This window comes from Companilactobacillus mishanensis (genome assembly GCF_003946505.1).
Lineage (GTDB): Bacteria > Bacillota > Bacilli > Lactobacillales > Lactobacillaceae > Companilactobacillus > Companilactobacillus mishanensis.
In genome coordinates this window covers 1-26,602 of record NZ_RHON01000004.1, presented here as the reverse complement: position 1 = coordinate 26,602, position 26,602 = coordinate 1, and the positions used below count along the sequence as shown (strand labels likewise).

Annotated in this window: 2 protein-coding genes and 1 rRNA gene; all 3 read right to left on the bottom strand. The window is 36.3% G+C overall.

Annotation, left to right across the window (positions count from 1 at the left end):
- Nucleotides 1-642: 642 nt before the first annotated feature.
- The gene (locus tag EKM63_RS05610) at nucleotides 643-24,906 is read right to left on the bottom strand and encodes a hypothetical protein (protein WP_125704584.1); all 24,264 of its coding nucleotides are present in this window, start codon (nucleotides 24,904-24,906) and stop codon (nucleotides 643-645) included.
- 923 nt (nucleotides 24,907-25,829) lie between these two features.
- Nucleotides 25,830-26,357, bottom strand: a complete 528-nt coding sequence (locus tag EKM63_RS05605) for a hypothetical protein (protein ID WP_125704582.1) — start codon at nucleotides 26,355-26,357, stop codon at nucleotides 25,830-25,832.
- 168 nt (nucleotides 26,358-26,525) lie between these two features.
- Nucleotides 26,526-26,602: ribosomal RNA gene (gene rrf, locus EKM63_RS11625) — 5S ribosomal RNA — on the bottom strand; the annotation flags it as partial.

Sequence of the window (26,602 nt, the reverse complement as noted above, 5' to 3'; positions counted from 1 at the left end):
GGCCATATACACCAAATGTGTTTGTCTTTGATTATAATTATTCTCAATTGCTCTTACGATTATGTAATTGCGGGCAGTTTCGTGGACAATATAAGGAAATACGATCTGTTTTGATTATTTCCTGGGCAATAAACCGGCTCCCCACAAGGGTTCTACTCAAATTGTCGATTTTAGAATAATAGCAATCATGACTCACAAATCGAATTATCCCGTACTTTACCGCCTCATCCTTAACTACTCTGTCTAGTTCATTAACACATTCCTTACCTGTGCCGCATCTTGAGATTCGCTTATCTATCAGTCTTTATCAGATTACCTACGTCTTTTGAGTAATCAGCCATATTTTGAATTATTACTATTCATTGTCCCTTGTACACTGAACTATGCACTTATCTTTGTGTACGAGAACGCTGTTATGTTGTAGACAATCGGCGTCGTTTCAGCGACACCGACTGCAATACTCACTTAATACTACCTCTCCTTTAATTAAGGCAAAGCGGGCATAACGAATGGATAATCTGCACGATGTAGTCGTAAATCGGCTATATGACAGCATTTGTATAAATTGGGCACAAAAAAAGAACCACTCTTTCATGAGTGATTCTTTTTTATATTTAGGCTTACATCCGCCCTATTTAGCAATTACTTTAATGGATCACTCAAGATGAGTGGATCATTATGTACCCAGAACCCTACTGATGGAATAGCGGCATTATGTAGACCAAGTTCTGGTACCTGGTCACCTACACTATTGGCTGGTACTGAGCTAGCCAATGGTGATACTCCGATTGGTCCAAGTAAGCTAAATGGTGCTGCAATAATTCCGGCTAGAATTAGTGCTGGGCCAAGTAGCAACATTCCAAGACTCAACAATTGCAATAATTGATTGAACAATAGGAATGGAAGACTGATCAAGAAGATTGGTAATGCTGGAACAGCAAGTGGTAATGGTATTGCTAACAATCCTAGTAATGGAACCGCAAGGATGGCACCGAGTAAGAATGGTAATAATGGGAATACTAGCTTATTCAAAACGATACCTGTTAAGCCTAATAACGGACGAACCAATAGGTTCAACAATGTTTGTGGTAACAAGATAGGAAGCAATGTGTTTCCTAATAGTAAGACTGGTAGTAATGGTAATGCTAATAATGGAGCTAAGAAGTTGTTCAATAGCATCAATGGAGTCAATGCAAGGAACGTTACGACTTTAGCCAATATTGGAAGTCCAAGCACTAATAGAGGATTAATTAGAATCTTTAGAGGGAGGATTACTAAGTTTAATAGTACTTTAAGTGCTCCTGGAAGGAATAGCAATAGTGGTAAGATGTCGCCTAATAATCTCAAACCTTTGATCAAGTTACCTAATAGAATGAAAGGAATCAATAATATAGCTGGGAAACTTGATAGCAATATAGCGCTACCCAAGTTAAGCAATAATGGGAGAATTGATTTTGCTACTGGCAAAGTGATCAAGGTTGGGACAATCAAGTTCAATAAGAATAGTGGCAATGTGAGTACGCCTGAGACTAGAGGTAGGGCCAATAGTCCAAGAATATTCAAACCTGTATGGATGATTGGTAACAACAATAGTGTTAACAATGCAGGTAATAACAACTTGCCAAAGTCCTTAATGATATTGAGTAATGATACTGGTATTCCTACAATTCCAATTGTTAATGCTAGTGGCAATAATACTGGGAGTAATGGCCAGAATATTGGGTTCAACATACTCAATAATGTTAATAATCCAAGACCTGGTATTGCGACTGCATTTAATAGATCAACTGGGAAACTAGCTAATGGGAAGATATCTTTCAAAACATCAGCTGTCTTGAACAATTGTAGGAGTCCTGATGCTTGCCATAATGGGATCAAGATTGGTAGTAGTGGCCAGAGTATTGGGTTAAGCAATGTGATCACTTTACTAATAATACGTAAGAGTGGTAAGCCTAATTTTCCAATAATATCTGGTAATAATCTAACCAAACCGGTGATATGACTGACACCGAGTGCTATTAAGTTACCTAGCAATGCAGCTAGTGGTAATGTCAATAATGCGTTACCAATCAACATTATTGGTAGTAATGCCAAATCAAGTAATAGCTTAACTGGCAAAGTAACTAATAGCGCCAATGCTGGCAAGATGATCTTCATTCCTAATGGCAAACTGTTAAATAATGAGAGTGCCGTTATAACTGGCAATAGAATCAACATGCTAATTAATATAGGTAAGTTTCTCAATAATTGGAGTGCCTTCAGGATAACGAAGGTAACAACTTGAGCCAACAATGGTAATCCAAGGAATAACAATGGTGCTTTGACAAAGATGTTATTGAATAGCTTGAGTCCGAAGACAGGTAATGTAATCAAGCCGTTAAACAATACTAATGGAATTAGTGATAGTAAATTCAAAATAGTATTGATCGTAGCGAACGTTACAAGACCAGCCAAAGTGCTTCTAAGCAATCCAGGTAAGACATCTTTGAGAGTCTTCAATAAGAATGGTAATGAAAGAAGTTGTGATAGTAACAACAATGGTAATGCTACTAATCTAACTCCTGGTATTAGAAGTCCGACTAATGAACCAAGGTTCAATAGACCAAGACCAAGTAAACCAAGAAGATCAACTGGTACTCCACCAAATAATGAAGACAAGAGTGAAGCTAATACTGCTGGAACTAGACTAGTGATCTTATTCAAGATAAAGTTTCCAATCAAAGCATTAAGTTTGAATAGAACTGTACCTAGAATTGAAATCAATGGAATGTTGATCCAGTTTAATGGATTAAGGAATTGTAGTGGTCCGAATACTGGTAATAGTAACAAGCCTAATCCGGCTCCTACCAACAATCCTGGTAGTCCATTAACAATCAAATCCTTCAAGAACTTGAATGGCAATTTGATTATGTTAAATAACGAAAGTAAGTTGATCAGTAATGGAATCAAGAACAATAGACGTAGATTGAAGTTACGGAATGGTATCAACGATGGTAATAATGCTAAGCCATTTAGGAGTAACTTACCGATTGTCTTTACGATATCTTTGATCAATCTGTTCAAATTGATAATTCCTAATATTGGTAACATCAATGCTCCTACTATCAATGGTAGTAAGTATGCATTAAATGCTGACATTCCATTTGCTAATAGGAATGGAACTGCTCCGGTAATGAAGTTAAGTGGAATCAATAAGCCTAATAGATTTAGTAATACAAGAGGTGCTGTTAATAGTCCACTTATAATAGGAAGGAACACGATTCCTAATCCTACATTTAGTAGATTAATTATTGGGAATAACAACAACGAACTTAGGATTGCTAATGGTAGACCTAGTAGAAGAATCCTTGCTATATCACCGATAGTTCTAATAATTGTTAATGGAATTGCAACTAATCTGTTGAATAATCTTAGTGGCAACAAGACAGGTGCTAATAATAGTCCCAATCCTGGAGTCAATAACGCTACGAAGCTTCCAATTTGTCCCAATGGAAGTAGTAAGCCATTCAATAGATCAACTGGTAAACTTCCGAACAAGTCTCTAGCAATATTTACAAGTTGTAATGGTTTTAGAAGTAATCCTAATCCCCATAGCAATGGTGTAAATAAGTTTAGACCTGGAATAAATGGTAGTAATAAGTTGAATAGATTCAAACCAACTGATTTAAGTAAATCAAATGGTAGTTTAACAAGATGTCTGATTAGTCTATTAATGATGATTGGTGTTAACAAACCACCTAATAATGACAATGGGAGTGCTACTAGTAAGCCGTTGAACAAGATCAATGGTAAGGCCAATAATCCGAACAATAACTTGAGTGGCAATAATGGCAATCTTGCTAAGATGATTGGTAGTAATAATGTAAATCCAAGTACTACAAGTGCTGAGATCAATAACAATCCTGCTCTTGCGATGAACTTAACAATATTTACCAATCCGTTAACTAATACAATTGGTAATAACGCCGCTATGAGAATTCTTCTTAGAACATTGAGTGCTGGTAATCCTAACCACAAAGGCAATGTAATTACAGCAAGTACATGTTTAACAAGATTATTTAATACTCTCAAGAACGTTGTAATCAAGTGTAATGGAATAAGGACAACATCAACTCCAGCAAATGCTGGTAGTAATAACAATAATGGTGCTGTTAATAATCCGCTGATCAATGGTGTGATTAATGGTGCACCGACCAAACCAACTAAGTTTGTAATTGGTAACAATAGTAATGAATTTATTAATGCGATCGGAATGAACAATGCCCCTCTGATCAAATCATTAAATACTTTAATTAATGAGATTGGTGTTCCAATAAGTCCTGGACCCGGTATGAATAAACCACTGAGCAAGTCAATTGGTAATTTGAATAATGGGCCAAGTAAGTCTTTTAGAACATCAGCAAACTTAAATCCTTGAATCTTTCTAGATAGGATCCATGCAGGAATTAGCAATGGAAGTAATGGCCAAAGAATAGGATTCAACAATGTGATTACTTTACTTGCAATTCTTAATAATGGAAGTCCAAACATACCCAATAAATCAGGTAATAATCTTAGCAAACCGGCGACATGACTGAGTCCAAGTGGAATCAAGTTTCCAAGGATGAGTGCGTTGATTGGTGCCAAGAATGCTCCAGAAAGTAATACTAATGGTAATGTAATTGCGTCGATCAATAGTTTAATTGGTAGTAAGAACAACATAAATGCTGCAAATGGTAAACCAATCATGCTCAATAGATCAAAGATCAATTTGAATGGAGTTCTCAATAGATTCAATAATGATAATCCATTTATCAATAATGGTGCTGCTAATATCAAGTCGAGAATTAGATTTCTAAATGGAATCAATCCTGGAAGTGATAATAGAACTAATGCTCCAATATCAATTAATAATCTCAAACCATCAAGTAACATTGCAGGAATTCCAATTAACAATCCAAGGAATGGAATTAATCCGGCTGATAACAATGCAGTGATAGGTGCAAGGATAGCAGGAAGGATAACTCCGTTGTTAAATCTCAACAACAACTTCAATGGAAGTAATGCTAATTTAGCGATTCCTAAGTTGATCAATGCTAGTGGTAATGTGAGGATATTTGTCAATAATGGCAATCCCAACATCCCTAATACATTCAAACCAATATGTACGATTGGTAATAATAGTAATGTAGTAAGAATTGGTAATCCAAGACCAAGTACGTCTTTCAATACTTTAAGTAATGAAATTGGTGTACTGATCAATCCAGGACCAGGAATAAATAATCCACTGATTAGATCAAGAGGTAATTTAGAAAGTGGTCCAAGAATATCTTTGAGTACATCTGCAAACTTAAAGCCTTGAATTGACTTAGATAATTTCCAAAGTGGAAGCAATACAGGTAGCAATGGCCACAAGATTGGATTCAACAATGTAATGATCTTACTTGCAATTCTTAATAATGATTGTCCAATTAGACCTAATAAATCAGGTAACAACTTGAGCAAACCGGCTACACGACTGAGTCCTAGTGGAATCAAGTTTCCTAAGATCAATGATACTGGCAATGTAAGTAATGCATTAGCTAATAACATTAATGGTAATAATAGGAAGCCATTTAGTAGCTTGAGTGGTAATAATGGTAAACCTGCGATGAATAATGGTAGGAATAGAACCAATCCGAGTGGAATGATACCAAGTGCCAATGATCCAACAAATTTGATAATGCGTTTCAAGACTTTATTGAAGAGCTTGAATGGTGTAACGATGAACAAATCTCCAAGTAATGCTAATCTTCTGATCAAGTTTAGAGCTGGAAGAATTGTCCAAATTGGCATTGTCAAAAGTAGTAATCCATTACCAACAAGATTTCTTACAAGTCCAAGAACATCTTTAACAATGTTGAGTACCCATAGTCCTGCTGAAATTAGATGTCTACCTAATACAGGTAATACGATACCGCCAAACAATGGTGCTAATAAGTTTGTTAATAATAAGTTGAAGATGAACAATGGTAAGAATGATAATGCTGGAATTGGTAATAACAAGGTTGCTGCCAAACCATTTGTGATCAATCTACCGATAATATATGAAGCAAGTCCAACTAAGTTTCCTAACAATAATGGTCTTGCTAAGTTTCTGATTAGATTTAGAAGTACTGGTAATGCTGCAAGTTGAGTAAACAACAACATTGGGAGTGCTAATAATCTGACACCAGGAATAAACAATCCGATTAGTGAAGCAATGTTAAGAACTGGTAATAATAATGCTTTCAAGATTGCATTTAATCTAGATAATGGACCCTTCAAAGCGGCTAGTAGTGCCGGGATCAAGCTCAATACTTTGTTCAAAAGTATTTGTAATGGAACTAATACTAATGGAAGAAGTACTGCGTTCAACAATGATAATGCAATGCTCATCATTGGGAAGAACAAGAAGTTGATTGGGTTCAATGGGTTGAATGCAAAGAAGTTAATTAATAATTGAGGTAACAACAATAGTAATGGAATGATGTTATTTAGAATTGCGTCGTTTAGAACTTTCAATGGTAATAACAACAAGCTGTTCAATGCTCCTAAGTTACGTAGCAATGAGAGTCCGAATACTAATGCTGAAACGATATCCGTTGCGAATCTGATAATACCTGGGAATCCACCTAATAGGATGAATGATACGAATAGTTTGAAGATCAATCTATTGATATCACCCAAAATTCTCAAGCTATCGATCAAGAAGAATGGAATTGCATTTAAGTTTGCAATTGTAGGAATTAGGACAATTGTATTGAATTTGATCAATAGTGGTAACCAAATTGGTGCTGTGCTTACCACGATACCGAAGAATACTGCTGCTAATAATCTAGGAATCAATGTCAAAGCACTGATAGCTACGATATTTATTAGATTGAGAATTGGACGGACAATGAAGTGGTTCAATAAGTTGAATCCTGTCCATAATACCCATGCTGTCTTGACTACTGTATAAGTGATACCAGCAAGTACTGCTAATACACCGGCAATAGCTAGCAATGGATTTGTTAATGAAGTTAAATCTTGAAGAATATTTTCAAATAGTAATGCAGGTAATAAGAACATTCCTGTAGCAATTACAAATGTGACGAGCCAAGCAAGAGCCATGGCACCGAGAACAAATGGAATTCCGATGGCTAATCTTATTGTCATCAACTGGAAGATACCAATATTCAATACTAGAGGTAATACTCTCAAGTTCATGTGTAATGACCATAAGTTAGCTGTGTTAATAACAAATAATCTTCTGTTGAAATCAAGAATGTGTCTAAAGACTTCCTCGTTCAACATTTCAAATACTTGTGTTAATTGTAATCTGAGAATGATCAATGCTCTAAATACTAATCTTAGATGTAGACGATAACTTGGTGCAGTTAATGCAAACAATGTTATTGGTGCAAGTAATAAGTAAATAGGAATGAAGATTGGGTTAGCTGCGACCCAGTCGAAGCCAAAGGCTCCTAATACAAGTCTGATTACAGTTAATGTTAGATATGGAATCCATGTCCAAACGCTCATAGGCATAACGCTTAGAACGGTCTCAATATTCATCAAAATCATTAATGGTAGTGGTCCAGGGATCAATGATACTGGAAGAATTCCGATCAATAGTGGGAATACTGGTGGGATCAATCTCCACCAACCAGGTATGATGATTCCTAAACTAAAGTATCTATTCCAAATATAGAATACTTGTGAAACCAATTCGATGATAATTGCACTGTGCCATACCAATGTATTGACGTTCAACATAGTAATTTGTCCAATAATTCTAGGCAAATTGATAAGTTGATGAATTGGTAAGAACAATAGTGTAATTGGATCTAATGTGAACAATCCACCAAGGATGTCATAGAAGGCAGCCATGGCTGTCAAAGGTACACCGGTCAAGAACCATACTTGTATCAATGCCAAGTTATGGATTGTCAAAATAATCAAATCTTCGATTGGTCTTGTAGCGAAGAACAATGCGTCTGTACCGTATACCAACAAGTTAATTCCTGGTAACCAGTTCAAGTAAGGCAATGTGATCAATACAGCAGCCAAACCGATGATTTGTCCAGCGCCAACTACTAAGTTCCAGATAGCAAATGCAGCAGCATTCAATATCTCAAGAGCAACAGCAAGGATCAAAATCAACATTGTGTTGATTGGTGTATTAAAGTTCAATACGCCTAAAGCCCCTCTTAATGAAAGAACAATTGAAGGTGCCATGATCAAGATTTCAAGTAGTCTACCTTGGAACCAATTTCTAACAGTATGTAGAGTCTTCAACATTGTGTTGAAAATGTAAATTCCCATACGTACTGGTGCTACTAATAGATACATGATTGGATTCAAGATATATCCAATTACGAATCTAACAGCTGCTAAACCAAGTGAAATATTATCAAATATTCTACCGAAGATTCTTGGGTTCCCTGCCAAGAAGAATTCAAAGGTATTAAATGCAGCTGGAATAAAGAGAACTAATGAAGCGATAAACAAGAATCCATTTACAGCTAAGTTGATCAATTTGAGAACGAAGTTCAATAACAAGTTAACTCCGTTTGTGATCAAGAATGCTGGTAGTGGAATCAATAGCAATCCAAGTGATAATAATCCTGCTAATGGGAAGTAACCTAATAGCATGAACAATAATTCAGCCAAGATAGCTACTGGGAATGCTACAAAGATTTCTAATCCTTGAATCAATAGAACTAATAGAAGTCCTAAGACATTCAAATTAGCCAAGCTTGCAGCGAAGAATACTAAATCGTTATAAATCAATAATGGAAGTGTTAATACTGGGATGATCAATGCGTTCAATAAGTGGATCAATTGAGCAAGAACTACTGCAACTAATCTAGCTACATGAAGCCATCCGAGTAATCTATTGATTGAAAGTGGTAATGCAAATGTGTAAACAAGAGCCATAATGCCGTTGAATAGAACTGCAATAGCACCCAATCCATAGAACAAGAGTCCTGAAACAACTCTATGTGCTAACCAGAGAACTGTTCTCATTACTGCGAATACAGCAACGATAGCTGATAAGCTGATCAAGTTGAACAATCTATCTATTGCAAATGGTAATGCCAATAAGACAAGACCGATAAAGATAGAGATTGCTGCCATGACGAACAGGAATCCTGGTTGAAGGATCAATGGCATCAAGGCGATCAACAATGCTGAATTCAAAGCGGCAATTCCAAGAGCAGCTGTAACAGTCAATCCTACTAAGTTAAGCAAGATGATGTTATTTACAGTGATCAATGGTAATGCGAGACCAATCAATAATGTAACTGGTGAGTAAGCCATGAACATCAATGTAACTACGGCAGCTAATAACAATAGTCTAGGTGCTAAAGCACTAAATACTAAGTACATTGCTGCAGCAGCGATTGGTGCAAACATGATTCTTCCGAAGAATACACCTGGTAATAGCATCCAGTATTGAACACGTGACCAGATAATCTTTCTACCAATTGCAGATAATAGGAAGTTGAATAATTCTACAACAACAAAGTTAAGAGTATTGATAGCCAACCAAGGTTGGATCCTCAAGAAGAAGTTTAGCAAGTTGAATGACCAAACCATTCTGAACAATCTTCCTGGGAAGATAAGGAATGGTAACATCATTGAGTTTGCAAGTACAAATTGGTTGATTCCTAATCCAAGAACGCCGAACCACCATACCAAGCCGAGACCTGGGAAGACATTAGCACCTGGGAAGAAGAATCTCATACCGAGCTCAATAACATCATTGAACTTGAATGGTAGCATCCAGATTGGTGCAAACATTCTACCGATCAATAGACCAGCGAAGAATAATGAACCGATAAGTGATACAAACATTGTTGGCAATGAGATAAATGGAACTACGATCATACCAATGATATCTAATGGAATAAGTAATTTATCAATTACTGATCCACCGAGCAATCCTCTAAGAACTGGTAACCATGTCCAGAAGAATTGTCCGTTTAAGATATTTAGCAAGAATATTGGTGCATTCAAAATTGTCATTCTGAATAATGCTTCAATATTTGCTTCTAACATAGTAATTCCGTCACGGAATTGTGGAATAAATTTAAATGCTTTGTGAGCAATAATTTGAACAATTGTATTTGTTAAGAATTGAAGAGGAATAAATACATACATGAACAAATTGATTGGGTTTAGAAGATTCAATAATACGTGGCTAGGTAAAATATTAAGTAGTCCGAGAATTAATGAATTTCTATAGAAGTTCACAGCAAGTTTCAATGGATTTAATAAGTATCTGCCGATTGGGAATATTGACAAGAAGTTAGGAATCAATCCATAGATTGGCATTGCTACAGCCAAGATAGGAACTAATAAAATCAAGGCTTCAGTAACCAATGTTGCTGGGAATAGAATTGGGATCGTCAATGCAACTGTGGCGTTCATGATACTCAACCAAACTGGAAGTAAGATTGTTAATAACAATCCGAATCCAGGCCATAATGCATTGTTGATAACATACATGGCACCTAAGTACCAGAAGAAGTATGCGGTAATTGATGGGAATAGATCAAGAAGCATTGTCCATGGGTTCAATAATCTGAACAATAACCATGAAATTGCTGGCAAAATTGTCAATGGATTTACTAAGAATGTAAATACCACTGCTTGTAACAAGAAGAATGCTGAGGCAGTTAGAACACTCATTGCAACAATAAATGTTGTCAATGGAACTGTGATCCAGTCATCTAAGATAGATTTAAGAGCCCATTTAACGAGTGTGATAATTGCGTGCAAGAATCTTGCGAAGACAACATTACTGATGTTATTAGCCAAGAAGTCTGCGAAAGCAATAGCTTTGATGATTGGTACCCAGAATAATGGTACTAAGAAGATCAATACCTGTGTAATTACCAATGTAGCAATGATTCCAGCTACGATTGAGGCAACTAATGCTAAGAATCTAGGTACTGTAATGAAGTTGATACCTAATGCAAAAATGCCGGCAGGTAATGAAATAATTTGTGCAATTTGAATGAATCTAGCAGGAAGAACGAATAATAGTTGTCTTGCTATGACATTCAATAAGTAGAGACCTGGTGAGAATTGTAAGGCAATGAACTGTGCAATAAAGCCATTTACCAATGCAAGAACATTAGCGATAACAAGTTTCAAGATTGTAAATGGAAGTCCTGTAATTAGTGTTAAGAACAATCCAAGTAACAATGATGCAATGTTGGCAACTAATCCAACAATCAACAAGGTTGCGATGGTACCAAAGATAGCTGTAACAAATGTTAACAACGTGATGATTGGTAATAATAATGAGTTGATGATTGCTAAGTTAGCCCACAATGCGATCCAGATACCTAAGTATAGAGGCAATGTGAAGAACAAGATTGCTTTGATAACGTAGAAGTGACCAACAGCAAAGCTGACAATGTTGAACATTACTAAGTTAAATAGAATTGCCAATCTTGAGATAAATCTTAATCCAGTAGCAAGTACTAACAAGAACAATGCAATCTTGAATCCGCCAGTTAATAGTAAGTAACCTGTTTCTAATAATAGGCTGAGTCCGATAACAGCAAGTTCGATGAAGTGTCTGCTAAAGTTTGTAAATAATACGAATAATATTAATGGAAGTAATAAGTTAACAACAGCTAATGTTGCCAAGTTGAACATCCCTGGAATGATAATTGATGCAATAAATGCAGGAACTGTTACAAATACTCCGAGGATAGCTTGAAGGATCATTGCTGCCAAAATATTGATGATGGTAATTGGTAATGCATTGATAAATGCCAATACTTTAACGCCAATTAATCCAAGAACGAATAATCCAGCTTTAAGTAATCCGTTGATCAAAGTTTGAACGATCAAGGCACCAGTTGCTAATAGTGCTAGACCTTCAACAACTTTGACAGCCGCTGTGATACCTGTGAATAATACTGTAAATGCTGGCACGAAGATCCAAATATTTCTTAATAAGAATGATGGAAGTTTGAGTGCTAGATAAGTTGCAATAGTAGCTAGAACAGCTAATACCCTGTCAAGAATCATTGTTAATGGGATTCTGATTGCTAATCTGATAGCAATTAGGTTGAAGATTCCGACATTGAGAACAAGGTTCAAGGTAGTTAAGTTCATGAATAGTGACCATAAGTTGGCAGTGTTGATCACGAACAATCTTCTATTGAAATCAAGAACATGTCTTACGACTTCTTCATTCAACATTTCGAAGACTTGTGTTAGTTGTAATCTAACAATAATCAAAGCTCTAAATATCAATCTTAGATGTAGACGATAACTAGGTGCAGTTAATGCAAAGATAGTTATTGGTGCAAGTAATAAGTATAGAGGGATAAAGAGTGGATTATGTGCAACCCAGTCGAAGCCTACGGCCCCTACTACAAATCTCAAGATATTAAGGATCATGTATGGGATCCATGTCCAAACCATCATAGGCATAACGCTTAGAACGGTTTCGATATTCATTAAGATCATTAATGGTAGTGGTCCAGGGATCAATGAAACTGGTAGTATTCCGATAAGTAATGGGAATACTGGTGGAATCAATCTCCACCAACCTGGAATCAAGATTCCAAGTGAGAAGTATCTATTCCAAATGTAGAATACTTGTGAAACTAATTCGATGATAATTGCACTGTGCCATACCAATGTATTGACGTTCAACATAGCAATTTGACCAACGATACGGATCAAGTTAGCAATTTGGTGAATTGGTAAGAACAATAGTGTAATTGGATCGATTGTGAACATCCCTGCCAAAATATCGTAGAATGCAGCAAATGCTGTCATTGGTACGGATGTTAGGAACCAAACTTGTAATAATGCCAAGTTGTGAATAGTCAAAATCATCAAATCTTCAAGTGGTCTTGTAGCGAAGAACAATGCATCTGTTCCGTATACCAACAATAGAATCCCTGGTATCCAGTTCAAGTATGGCAATGTGATCAACAAGGCTGCTAAACCAATGATTTGACCTGCGCCAACAACTAAGTTCCAGATTGCGAATGCTGCAGCAAAGAGAACTTCAAGCACGATGGCTAAGATAAGGATCAACATTGTGTTGATTGGTGTGTTGAATCCTAATAGGCCTAATGCTCCTCTTAATGACAAGAGAATTGCTGGTCCAACAAGCAATATTTGAAGATTTCTAAGTAAGAACCAATTTCTAACGGTATGTAATGTCTTCAACATAACGTTAAAGATGTAAATACCCATACGGAATGGTGATACAAATAAGTACATGATTGGATTTAATGGATAACCAATTATGAATCTAACAGCAGCCAACAAGATAGAAATATTATCAAATATTCTACCAAATAGTGATGGACTACCGGCTAAGATAAACTCGAATGTATTGAACAATGCTGGGATGAATAATAGCAATGTAGCAATAGTGTTAAAGTCTCTTACTAGTCCAATGGCGAATAAGCCAATGACAGTCAAGATGATGACACCGAGATTCAAGAATAAGAAGATTGTTAATGGTAGTAGCGTTGGTGCAAATGGGATAAGAGCAATCAACATTGTGACAACAAGTTGTGTAATGAACAATGCACCTGAGATCAACAAGCTGAATCCAACTAATCCAAGTTGTGCAGCCAATGCAATAAGTGGAAGAACCAATGGCAATAACAATGTAACTGGTGAGTTTGCCATCCATAATAAGGTGATAAGTGCGGCTCCAAGTAATAATTCTGGTGCCAATCCCTTAAAGATTACGTACATAGCTGCCGAAGCAACCGGTGCGAAAATGATTCTACCGAAGAAAATCATAGGTCCAATCAAGAAGTAAGTAATTTGCCAAATCAATTTTCTACCTAGAACTAATAGAACATAATCGATGATCTGTAGTAATAATTCTAAGGTGATATTCAATGTGAACCATGGTTGAATTCTCAAGAAGAAGTTGAGTAAATTGAATGACCATACAATTCTGAATAATCTACCTGGGTAAAGAATAAATGGTAGCATAACTGCGTTTGCGAAAATGAATTGGTTAAGAACTAATCCAAATACGCCGAACCAGAATGTAATTCCTAATCCTGGGAAGATGTTTGCTCCTGGGAAGAAGAATCTCATAGCTAGTTCCATGATGTCAGAAATCTTAAATGGCAACATGTAGATTGGTGCAAATATTCTTCCGATAAGTGTTGCTGCGAAGAATAGTGAATTGATCAATGAGAAGAACATTACTGGTAAGTTGATAAATGGAACAATCAATAATCCGATAACGTCATGGATGGTCAATAATTTGTCGATCAATGAACCACCGATCAAACCTCTGAGTACAGGTAACCATGTCCAGAAGAATTGTCCGTTCAAGATGTTAAGTAGGAATAATGGTGAACCAACTAGAACAACGTTCAATACTGCAGCAATAGTAGCTTCTAGTTTAGCAATTCCGTTTCTAAATGCAGGAATCAATAATGTAGAAATAAATGCTACAACTTGCATCAATTCGTAACCTAAGAACTGTACAGGTATGAAGACATACATGAACAAGTTGATTGGGTTGAGTAAGTTCAAGATCCAGTGTGTTGGCAATAATTGTAATAAGCCGAATAGAACACTGTTCTTGTAGAAGTTAATAAATAATCTGAGTGGATCAATTAAGTATCTGTGTAATGGCAATAATGAGAAGAAGTTTGGCATTACGAAAATAAATGGTGTGATCAAGGCGAATATTGGAACTAATAATGTTAACAATACTGCAACGATCACTGCTGGTAATAGCAATGGAATTGCTACACCTGTCAATACTTCTAGCAAGATGAGAAGGATTGGGTTAAATAGTGCAAATAATAATCCAGTACCTGGCCATAAAGCATTATTGATTGCATAGAATGCACCTAAATACCATACAAAGTAAGCACCTAGTGAAGGAATCAAATCGAACAATCTTGTCCATGGATTCAATAACTTAAAGATCAAGAATGAGATTGCTGGTATGATTGTTAATGGGTTGATGAGGAATGTGAAGATTGTTCCAGCCATTAACAAGAATGTAGCTAATGTTAGTGTTCTCATAGCAACAACGAATGTTGTTAATGGAACTGTGATAACTTTGTCGACAATTGTGTGAACGATGTACTTGATAAATGTGATCAAGGCATGAACTAATTGAACAAATACTAAGTTACCAATGTTATTTCTCAAGAAATCGAGGAAGGCTAATAATTTTACAAGTGGTGCTAGTAGCAATGGCAATGTGAATACTTGAATCAAGTAAACTGTTGGCCATACAACTAGTCCGACGAATACTCTTACTACTGCCCCGATGAATAATGGAATTGTAATTGAGTTCAATGGGAAGATTACTAAGCTCAATAGTTTAGCAGGCATGAATAAGATGTTTGCCAAAATTCTGAGTGGTAAGAATAGTAATCTGATCAAACCGTGGAATCCAAGGATAACAGCACCGATTGCCAAAGTAATGATCGATAAGATGATCAATCCAGCAAGAACGATAGCTGTAACAACTTTAGCGATAGTCAAGAAGATAAAGTTCTTAATCAAGAACAATAAGATTCCGGCTGTTACTAATACCATTGGGAATCCATTCAATAAGAGTGGAATTACTAATCCTAAGCTGAGGATGCGTCTCAAGATGTGGTTAAGGATAGCGGCAACTATGATTGGTGCAAGGAAGTTGAACAATGCTACGCCGACCCACAATACTAAGCCGATGATTCTTCTTGTTAAGAATAGTAATGGTAATAATGCTAATGTACCTAATAAGCTGATCAAACCAATAATATTTGGAACTATTTGAAGTAGCAAAATGTGGTTCAATCTTCTCAACGTATCAAAGATTTGTTTGATGATAGTTGCAGGAATCAAGAAGAATATGTTGATCCAGAACAATACACGTCTTAACAAATTGATACCTGGTAGAAGTGCCCAGAGTGGTGATGTTAATAATGAAATAGCAATTCTGATCAAGCTTCTTAGAATGCCAAATGCTCTACGAGCAAATGAGATCATCCATAGAATTGCTTTAATAATAAATGCACCAATGATTGGTACGATAATTCCTAATAGAACTGGAAGGCCGATGAATTGATTGAAGATCATCATTGGTAGGAAGTTGATTAGTCCAAGAATTCCTACTGTTAATGGAATCAAGATCAATGCTAAGCCATCTAAGATCAAGTTTGCCAATAGATATACTACTGCAGCCTTGATGAAGCCAACTAATAATTTAACAGCTAGAATAACAGCGATGTTTAGACCAATGAATCCGAGTGCTAATAGTACTGGAAGGTTGATCAATGCGGCTAACAAACCAAGTGGAACTGTAATTAGGTTCAAGCCAGGAATCAATGCTGTCAATAAACCATTAAGCATTAATAATTGTTGTAATAGACCAAATGGTAATAACAATAATCCGGCACCTAGCAATAATGGAAGTGCGCCTAAGAAGAATGTTGTTAAGGCATTTAGTAATAGTGATACAACTAATGGAATCAAACCAAGAATTGCGTTCAATAATAATACGAGTGGTAAGGCAAGATTTGTTAACAAACCTTGAACTATCAATGTATTGATCAATGCAAGAACTGGATTCAATAACCAGTTAAGAATATTGAATGGTCCAAATAAGAATAAGTTAAGTGGAACGATCAATAGTAATGCTAATGCTGGTAATAATGAATTTAATACTAAGTCTTTAATGAATGAAATTGGTAATGTTAATAGATCAAGTAAGTGTTTAACCAAGATCAATGCTGGGATAAAGAACAATAATCTATTATTCAAATTCCAGAATGGAATCAAGCTTGGTAATCCAAGTAAGATAACGCCTAATAATGGGTTATCTAATGAGATCAAGCCAAGTCCGAGTAATGCAGGCAATAGCAATGCGCCAATCAATAATAAGAATGGTACTGCAATTGCTGATACAAGGCCGATTCCGTTGATCAATAATGGAGCGGCAAACAAGTTACTGATTCTGTTTAGTACTAATAATGGTAATCCACCAAGTGTTACTAATAATACTTGGTTAAGAATTACTAATGGTAATGTCAACAATGTCAATGCGATGTCAGAAACAAGTCCTGCACCGAGTGCCATGAATACTGATGTTAATGGTCTGATGAATAACCAATATGGAATTGATAAGAACAAACCAACAAGAGTAACTAAGTTGATCAAACCAGAAATTAGTTTTAGAGGTAATAGCAAGAAGCGGTTAAAGAATGCTAGTCCTGCTCTTACAAGATGAAGTAATGATAGAACTGGTCCAACGACGGGAACTAATAATGAGATTGGGGCTAATAATAAGTTAGCAACACCGGCAATCAATGCGATTCCTCTGGCTGCACCTAAGACTAGATTATTCAATCCAATGATGAATTGTAGAACTAATCTTGCACCTAATCTAAATAGACCAATGAAGAATCTAACTAGATGGATAACAGCTCTGATACTCCATTTAACAATTGTATTAATTACAAGTTGTCCAACAAGTGGAAGTAATGCTAAGCCAATGATGGCACCGATAGTAAGCAAGTCTTTAAGCAATGATGAAAGTAACCAAACATTGAATCCAATGAATGCATTAACTCCCAATAGAATAAAGATGTTCAAGATCATACCGAGAACTAATAGTGGAATTCCAACAAATGTGAACAATGCTGTAAGTCCAAGAATTAGACCAGCTTTCAATAGACTACCGAATAGATTATTTAGTAATGACAATAATGTTAGTACTGCGAAAGTAATCAATTGGTTAAGTACTGTAAAGAAGATAGCTGGTACGACTGTCAATAATAATGGCAAGATCCAGTTGTTAAATAGTCTTAAGTTGACGAATGTTAATAGTCCGATAACGAATGACAATGGTGCTAACAATACGGCAACTTTGACTGGTAATACGAATAATAAGAAGGCTTTTAGTAATTGTACAAGCACGTTTCTTACGATTCTTAATACTAATAATCCGATGGCTAAGCGTCTGAGGACGTTCAATCCAGGAATGATTCCCCAAATTGGGAATGTAGCAAGAGTTGCACCTAAGTTGAATAATTCGGCGATCAACTCTGCTCCCCTTCTAAGAGCGTTCAATAATACAACACCATTGAAGGCTAATAGTTGAGGTAATACTGGTAATGCAAATAGTAATAATGGACGTAGGATAAATGCTTTGTTAGCAAGCTTCAATAAGAATAATGGAAGTGTTGCTAGAAGTAATACGATTGGTAAGCCAATTAAGTCGAGACCATTCTTAACTAAGTTAGATAGTGTGAATGTTCCAAAGCTTCCAACACCTCTCCATAAGCCTTTACCGAACAAGTTTCCAATAATTCCAAGGTTCAATAATGGTTGTGCCAATAATGACAACAAACCAAGTGGAACTGTGATCAAGTTCAAACCAGGAATCAAGGCTGTTAATAAGCCGTTAATAATTGGTAATAATGTCAATAGTTTCAAACCTAGGAAGATTGGGAAGCCACCTAGCAATCCACGTAATGAGGATGCTAATTGACCACCGAGTAATCCAGGAATAATACTGTTGATCAAGTTCTTAATAAGAATCAAAGGTAATGCCAAGAGTGCTAACAACAATTTGATCAAGAATGTTCCAACTGCTGATAGAAGACCTAAGTTGATCCATGTCAATGGGTTCAATAATGCTGGCAAACCTAAGAATGGTACTAATAAGAGGAAGTTCAATCCATAAACTAGAAGTGGAAGAACGACATCCCCTACTACATCAAAGAATACTTTGATTGGTAGTGTTAATAATCTCAAAGTACTTGAGATCAAGTTGTGTAATCCAATTAGGAATAATAGTAAGTGGTTCAAGTTCCAGAATGGGATCAAGCCAGGAAGTCCTAATAGAAGTACAGCAAGCAATGGATGGTTTAAGTTAAAGTTGAGCAAACCAAGTAGTAATGGTGCAATCAACAAACCAAGTGCTAGTAATGCTGGTAATCTTAAGGCTAACAACAATCCAACGCCGTTGATCAATAATGGTGCGGCTAATAGATTGCTAAATCTGTTAAGCAATAGTACTGGTAATCCAGCTAATGCAAGCAAGGCAATTTGATTGAAGATAACTAATGGAAGTGTCAACAAGCTCATAACAACATCTGAAGCTTGGCCAGCTAATAATGTAATTGGTAATCCGAGCAATGGACGTACGAACAAGATAGCTGGAATTGACAATAGGAAGAATCCTAAAGCCAAGAAGTGATTGAATCCTGTTAATAATTTAATTGGTAATAATACTAATGTATTAAAGATTGATACTAATGTAATTAGTAATGGTAATGGTGCTAGGACCGGTCCAACAACTGGGATCAAGGCTGTTAACAATGTAGCGATTCCACTAACAATTGCTGAAACGATTGATCCGGCTGTTGCGGCACCTGTGATTAGATTCAATAGTCCTAAGACAAATGAAAGTACTAATCTAGCACCAAGTTTTAGAGCACCCACGAAGAATCTGAAGATGTGGATAATTGCTCTGATACTCCATTTAACGAGAGTATTGATAACAAGTTGTCCTACTAATGGCAATAAGAACAAGCCAAGTAAGATAGTTGCTGTTAATAAGTCTTTCAAAAGACTTGATAGTAACCAGATATTGAAGCCTACGAAGGCATTCAATCCAGCAAGCAAGAAGAAGTTCAAGACAGCGGCACCGATGATGATTGGCAATGCACCAAGGATCAATAGTGTGATAGCACCTAGAATCAATAATCTTGCAGCAAACTTCAAGAAGCCATTTAGTAATTGAATTGCAAGTAAGACGATGAATGTCAAACCAGCAGCCAATAGTGATAAGCCAATTGATAGTAATAATGCTAATAATACTGGAATACCTAAGTTCAATAACTTCAATGCTAAGAAGTTAAAGATTGTAACTGGTAATAACAATAGGAAGTTCATAAATCCGACTGCTAATGGAATCAATAGTGCTGATCCAAGTTCAACGATTGCACGGATAATATCGAACAAGCCTTTGAGAACTCTTAATGGAACTGCAACTAAGGCAACGAATCCAATTGCTAATTTTCTTAACAAGTTGATGCCTGGAAGAATTGTCCACAATGGCAATGTTAATAACGTTGCACCAATGTTGAACAAGTCTAAGGCAACTCTTGCGAAGTCTTTGGCAAATGTAATTCCCCAAAGTAGTCCAGATGTTAATAATTGTGCCAATAGTGGAAGTCCAAGCCATAGTGCTGGGAACAAACCAAATTGGTTAAATAATAATTTGTTCAAGAAAATCAATGGTGTTGATAGACCTAATAGTAATGGCAATGTAAGTAAGCCAAGTAAGTCTCTCAATACGTTGGCAAGCAAGTAAACAGTTACGAATGTAACGCTACGCCAAATCAATTTTCCAAGGAATTTGTTTAATAAGTTTAATAGGATTGGTAATCCAGCTAAACCAGCTAATAAACCAACTGGTACTGTGATCAAGTTCAATCCCGGAATCAAAGCTGTTAACAAGCCGTTGAGCATCAATGGAATCAATAATGGCAATGCTAATAGTGGTAATGAGATTCCGTTAAATAGTGCATGTAATAATCCAGCTACAAATGCTGCAATAAATGCTGGCAATAAGCTGAGTAATCCGTTTGTTAAGAAGATGATTGGTAAAGCAATCAATTTGAGAGCTAGTTTTGTCAAGAATGTACCGACAAAGGCTAGTAATGGCATGTTGATCCATGTTAGAGGATTGAAGAATGCTAATGGTCCAAAGACTGGTGCCAATAGTAGCATCCCTGCTAACCATACTAAGAATGGAACGATGATATTGATAGCTGTATCAATCAAGAATATCAATGGTAAACCAATGAATAAGTTTAAGACTGATAGAACTAATGTGATCAATGGTGCTAAGAAAATAGCAGTTAAAATCAAGTTGAATAATGGAATAAAGCTTGGGATTGTTAATAATGCTAAAGCAATCACTGGAAGTCTCAAGGCTAATAGTAGAAGACCAAGAATTGCAATCAATCCGAATGCACCAAGTGCAAGGACGAATGGCAATACAATGGCGTTCAATAAGCCAAGACCGTTGATCAATAATGGTTCAATTAAGAAACCATTGAATAAGTTCAATAGTGTTAATGGTAATGTTACTAAACCTTGAAGTGCTAATTGTCTAAATAGAAGTAATGGTAGTGATAATAAACCAGTTACTAAGTCTGAAAGTAGACCAGCACCAAGTGTTATTGGAAGGCCTAATAGAGGTCTTATGAAGAGAATTGCTGGGATTGATAATAATAAGTTTGCAATGGCAATAATGTTACCTAAAGCAAGAACAAGTTTAAGAACAATTCCGATTGCTGTATTAAATACGGCTACTAAATTTATAACGAATGGCAATAATGCAAGGATTGGGCCGGCGACAGGAACTAATAATGCGACTACAGTAGCAATAGCACTTGCAACTACTGTAATGCTTGAACCAATGATGTCTGCTCCAGCAAACACGCTGAGCCATCCGAGTATGTATGTTAATGCAAATCTTGCACCGAGCTTGATAGCACCGATGAAGAATCTAAAGATGTGGATAATTGCTCTGATACTCCATTTGATCAAAGTATTTACAGCAAGTGTTCCAAGTAGTGGCAATGTGAACAATGTGATTGCAATTCCACCTAACAATAATGTCTTAGCTAATTGCAACAATGCCCATAATGCGAATCCACCGACTGCGTTAGCAATCAATAGGATAAAGAAGTTTAATGCTTGAGCTACAAGAACTAGTAGTGGCAATCCAACTAAGGTTACTCCCGCTACAATCAAGCCTAATAATAATTTGAAACCATTTTTAACCAAGTCGGCCAATAATTTAGCACCTAATAAGGCTAAGAATGTTAATCCTGTAATCATTCCACTTAGAATCATTGAAACAATGAACCCAAGTACTAGTGGAACGGAAATATTAAATAATGTCATTAATAATGTATTTAGCAAAGCAATTGGTAGTAACAACAAGCCATTTACGCCAGCTAATAGAATTGGTAGTAAGACTGCGTTGATCAATCCGAGACCTAAGTTCAATAGGTCGAATAATCCTTTGATCAAAGCAATTGGTAAGCCAATGATTGATAATGCTAAGGCCAAATCGACTACTCCGTTGATCAAAGCTTTCGCAATTGTTAGGAATGCAAGTGTGTTGAACAATGTGAATTGTACCAAGTGACTGATTCCTGAAACAATTAGGAAGTTAAGTAAGATTGGAGCGACGAAGTCTAGTAGTGCTAGTGGTAATGAACCAACAAGCGTGTTAAACAAGCCTAGACCGACACCTACTAATGTATTGAAAATTGTTAGTGGTGCAGTTAGGATAATTGATCCAACTGTGCTTAATACGAGTGTGTTCAATAAATCGATTGGTAAGAATGCTAATTTAGCACCCAAAATAAGTGGTAAACCAAGTCCGAGAACTGGTAATGCCAATAATGCTGGTAATAGTACTAGTGCAGGAATAATAACTGGAGCTAGTGCTAAGGCAGATAGGCCAACGATTGGAGCAGCAAGTAAGGCTGCACCTGTAGCAACTGGTAATAAGAGTGCACCAGCGATTGCCATTGGAACACCAATGAATGGTAGTAGTAATGGTAATAAGCCTAAACCGGCGCCAGCAGCGGCTGGAGCAGCTACTGCAGTTTTGGCAGCATTGGTTGCCAAATTAGCCTGACTCTTTTGTTGATAGTCAGCATATTCCTTAGAATTTCTTAAAATATCGTTATTTACAGCTTGATCGAAGGTATTAGGTGTCATGTTCTTACCTAATGAGTTCAATACAGCTGGGAATTGTTGTTCATATTTATTACCGTTTGGCAAAACATGACCATCAATTGTATAGTACATAGTTCTTCCGTCAGAGCCGTCTAAGGCAAAGTTGTAGAAGTTACCTACTTTATCTGTTTTATCAGTCTTAGTTGAGACATCATTCCAGATTGTAGGTACAGACTTGAGCATTTCAGCCTTTTCATTGTCAGAAGCCCATGGAGTCATCTTATTGTACGTATCATTCTTGATAGTTGTGTACAATGCCTGACTGTCGGTGTTGTCATTGCTGTTTGAATCAGCAGTTTGACTAGCTTCACTGGTTGTCTTAGTTGAAGTTGTCGAAGCATTGTCTTTAGCGTATTGCAAAAGAGCGTTAGGATCGACAGCCGCAATGGTAGGCAACTTAGTGATGTCAGCACCATTATTAGGCTTATCAAGACTAATAGTAGAATGCTTGAGCACTGTGTCGATGATTGCAGCAGTATCTGCTGTTTGATCACCGGTTGGCCCAGCATAATTACCATCAAGATAGTCTTGATAGATCTGTGACCTCTTCAAGGCGTCAATGTCGACAGCTTGATTGAGAGCGCCGGGTTCAATACTTTGACCCATGCTTCTCAACAGTTGTGGCATCTGTTGTTGAAGAGCGTCAGAACTGTTTTGGTTGGCAGTTCCGTCGATTGTAACGTACATGTCTCTTCCAGTCGAAAGTGTTGAGTGGAAGTTCCAAACTTGGCCCTGATGGTCATTTTCAGATGTATTTTGACCAATATAGTTCCACATACTTGGCAAATTCTTGACGATTTCATTTACTTCTTCAGTAGTGGCACCGTCAGCTTTGTTTTGTACATGTCCATAGATTGCCTCAAATTGTGAGTTGTCCTCATAATTGTCAGTATCAGTATCTGATTCAGCAGGAATATTATCCTGTTTCTCAGTACTTGTTTCCAAGTAGTTATCCAAAGTAGCTTTTGGATCAGATGCACCTTGGTTAGCTATTTCGATATAATTACCATTTGCACTTGCTTGAGTTTGTGTTGAAGTTGCAGGTGTATTTGTATTATTAGAAACAACTTGTGTAGGTTGTAATTCTGTAGTTGTACTTTCTGCAGGTGTTGCAGGTTCAGTTGCAGAAGTTGCAGCTTGAGTTTGATCAGATGTTGTTTCGTTAGAAGCAGTTGCTTGTGTCGAAATATTTTCTGAAGTTTGAGTTGTTGTTTGTGGATCAGAATTTGTTGAAGCAGGATTTTGTGTAGTAGCAGTTTCTGAATCATTTGTTAATGGAACTGCTGTATTATTTCCTGTTACTTGAATAGTTGTTCTGTCGTTAACCGCATTTTCTGCTTGTGCGAATGATGGATTAACTTTTTGCTGATTTTGATTTTGTGATTGTGTTGCATTGTTAGTTTGATTTTGTTGAACTTGTTGAGAAGTTCTGTTTTGTGAGCGACTCGCCTGAGCCTCTGAATTATTTGAAGAATTAGCAGCTGATTGAGTAGTTGCTTTTTGTTGTTGTTGAGAATTGTTTGATTGATTGTTGTTTGAAGTTCTTTGTGTTTGATTTTGCTTTGTTTGTTTCTGAGGAGCTCTATATGTAGATTTAATATTATTATGTTGAATATTAATATTTTTACCGGCGAAGGTAGCTGATGCTTTTGTATCAGCTTTGACATTCTTAGTAGCGATTGCAAATACTTCTTGGTAACTACCAGAAGTAGCATCCTTCTTGAAGTTTACAAGTAGGTCGTTACCTTTCTTGTCAATATTGTAGAGGCTGTTGCTATCCTGAGCAGCAAGCTCCTTGATCTTACTTGTATCAACGTTCTTCCCACTGAACTTGATATCAAGCTGATCACCCTTCTTAATTACGTCATCCGACGAGGCTGATATATTCAACCTCATAACCGGAACGCCTTTTTTAGTGGTCATTGAGAGACCGACAATTTTGTCAGGATTTCTCGATGAAGTCTTTAGCGGAACGCTAGGATCAACGTTCCCATATTTACCAGCGTCATTGTAGATAGCAGCCTCTGCGACTTCTACCGTTGAATAAGCAACGATTGGTAATACGATAACTATCATCGATACCCAAGTAATAATTTTCTTTAGGAGTGAACCTTCGCCAAATATTGTCATAATTAAATCTCCCCATAACCTAAACATTGAATTATATGCCAACTTCAATCACAGCTGACCTCTGTCGGTCATATTTGAAGTAGCTACACTTGAGATAATATAATACAATTTTATTTATATCAAGATAAATTAATCAATTTATTAAATTTTTTCGATTGGTTTATTTGAATTGAGTTCATTTTTTCGAAAAATAATTCGAGCAAATATGATGTGTTTAAATTAAAATGCCTTTATATCAGGGTTTATGTCAACCATTTAAAATCAGTTCTGATCACATTTAAAGAATCAAAAATAAAATAAATTATTTTTTATAGACTATCGTATTTACCTTTTTTGACCATATATTCGGTAAATGTGTCGTTTATAGGACATAATTGAGGCTTTTTTCCATAATAAGATACTATTCTGGATATGTCCTATTAACTTATGTGTCATTATTAATGCAATTTTAGGTATTATTCCGTTTGATATTCTAATGAGTTACATGATTCATGTTTGTCCCTCCAAATCGCTTCAGCAAGTTATATAGGATAAGTTCCTATTAAATTGAAATAGAGTAGCTGAGATTGTCTTTGATCAAAGTCACTTCATATAGAAGAAACACGTTCAAGATTATGCTGAAATTGGCATAATCAAACTACTTATATAGAAGAAACTGGATTATTAGACAAATTGGAGGTTCTTTTGGCGTATAAAATGGCCTTAACCGGTGATATAACTACGTTCGCAAGCTACTCATAAATACATTTTTATCTCAATACAAACGACTGTTATTACTGACCGTTTTGTAATTACATTGATAATACGTCACCTGTAACCGGTGGTATGAGCGGGTTACAGGATTTTTGGTAATTTTTGAATTTTAATCGTTATATAGCATTTTTTGGACAAAAAAAGACCTTCGAATGGTAAATTCGGAGGTCTTACTTTGCTGTATTTATACTTGCCTTCAATGCATCAAGTGATCCATTTTTGGCTAATGTTTGATATTGATTATAGGCACCATACCAATCACCACTACTGATAGATTGACGTAACCCATTGTATCGAGTATCAGAAAACATTTCTTTAGCAGCTGCTCTTGATTGAGCTGCTGACAAGGTTGTGTTCTTCTGCAATATCGAAGCAGCTTTTGATTCATCATTAGCTGATTGCATTATATCCTGAGTACTAGTCTTCTTAATAGAAGTAACAGCCTGTTTAACTTGTTGATCATTCGTAGGATCATTAGCAGAGTTAGAAGACTTGTTCTTATCCTTATCTACTTTCTTTACCAACTGATCTTTTAAAGCAGCATCAGTAACTGTATCTTTGCCGCCACTGAGTTCTCTCATCGCATTATTAATAGGAAAGAAGAATGTAATTGCTAATGCTATAACAACGAGTACGGAGGCTAACGTGATCCATATAACCTTCTTATGTGTCTTCCTATTATTACGTGTCTCACGCATGTTAATCACCTTCGTATTATATTTAATGCTGGGTTACTCTCTAGTAACCACTTTAACGACTAGTTCTATATTACTAGCTTATAAGGAATAAAAAATTCCTTATATTATAAGAACTTTTGTTAAAAAAAAGAACGATGAGATAATCTCATCGCTCTCCGTTTGATATTTGCGTGGCAACTACCTATCCTCGCGGGCAGTTTCCCACCAACTACTTTCGGCGTTAAGAAGCTTAACTTCTGTGTTCG

Excerpts from the sequence above, each read along its gene's own strand:
- EKM63_RS05610 (WP_125704584.1), bottom strand. The coding sequence starts at position 24,906 with ATGACAATATTTGGCGAAGGTTCACTCCTAAAGAAAATTATTACTTGG.
- EKM63_RS05605 (WP_125704582.1), bottom strand. The coding sequence starts at position 26,357 with ATGCGTGAGACACGTAATAATAGGAAGACACATAAGAAGGTTATATGG.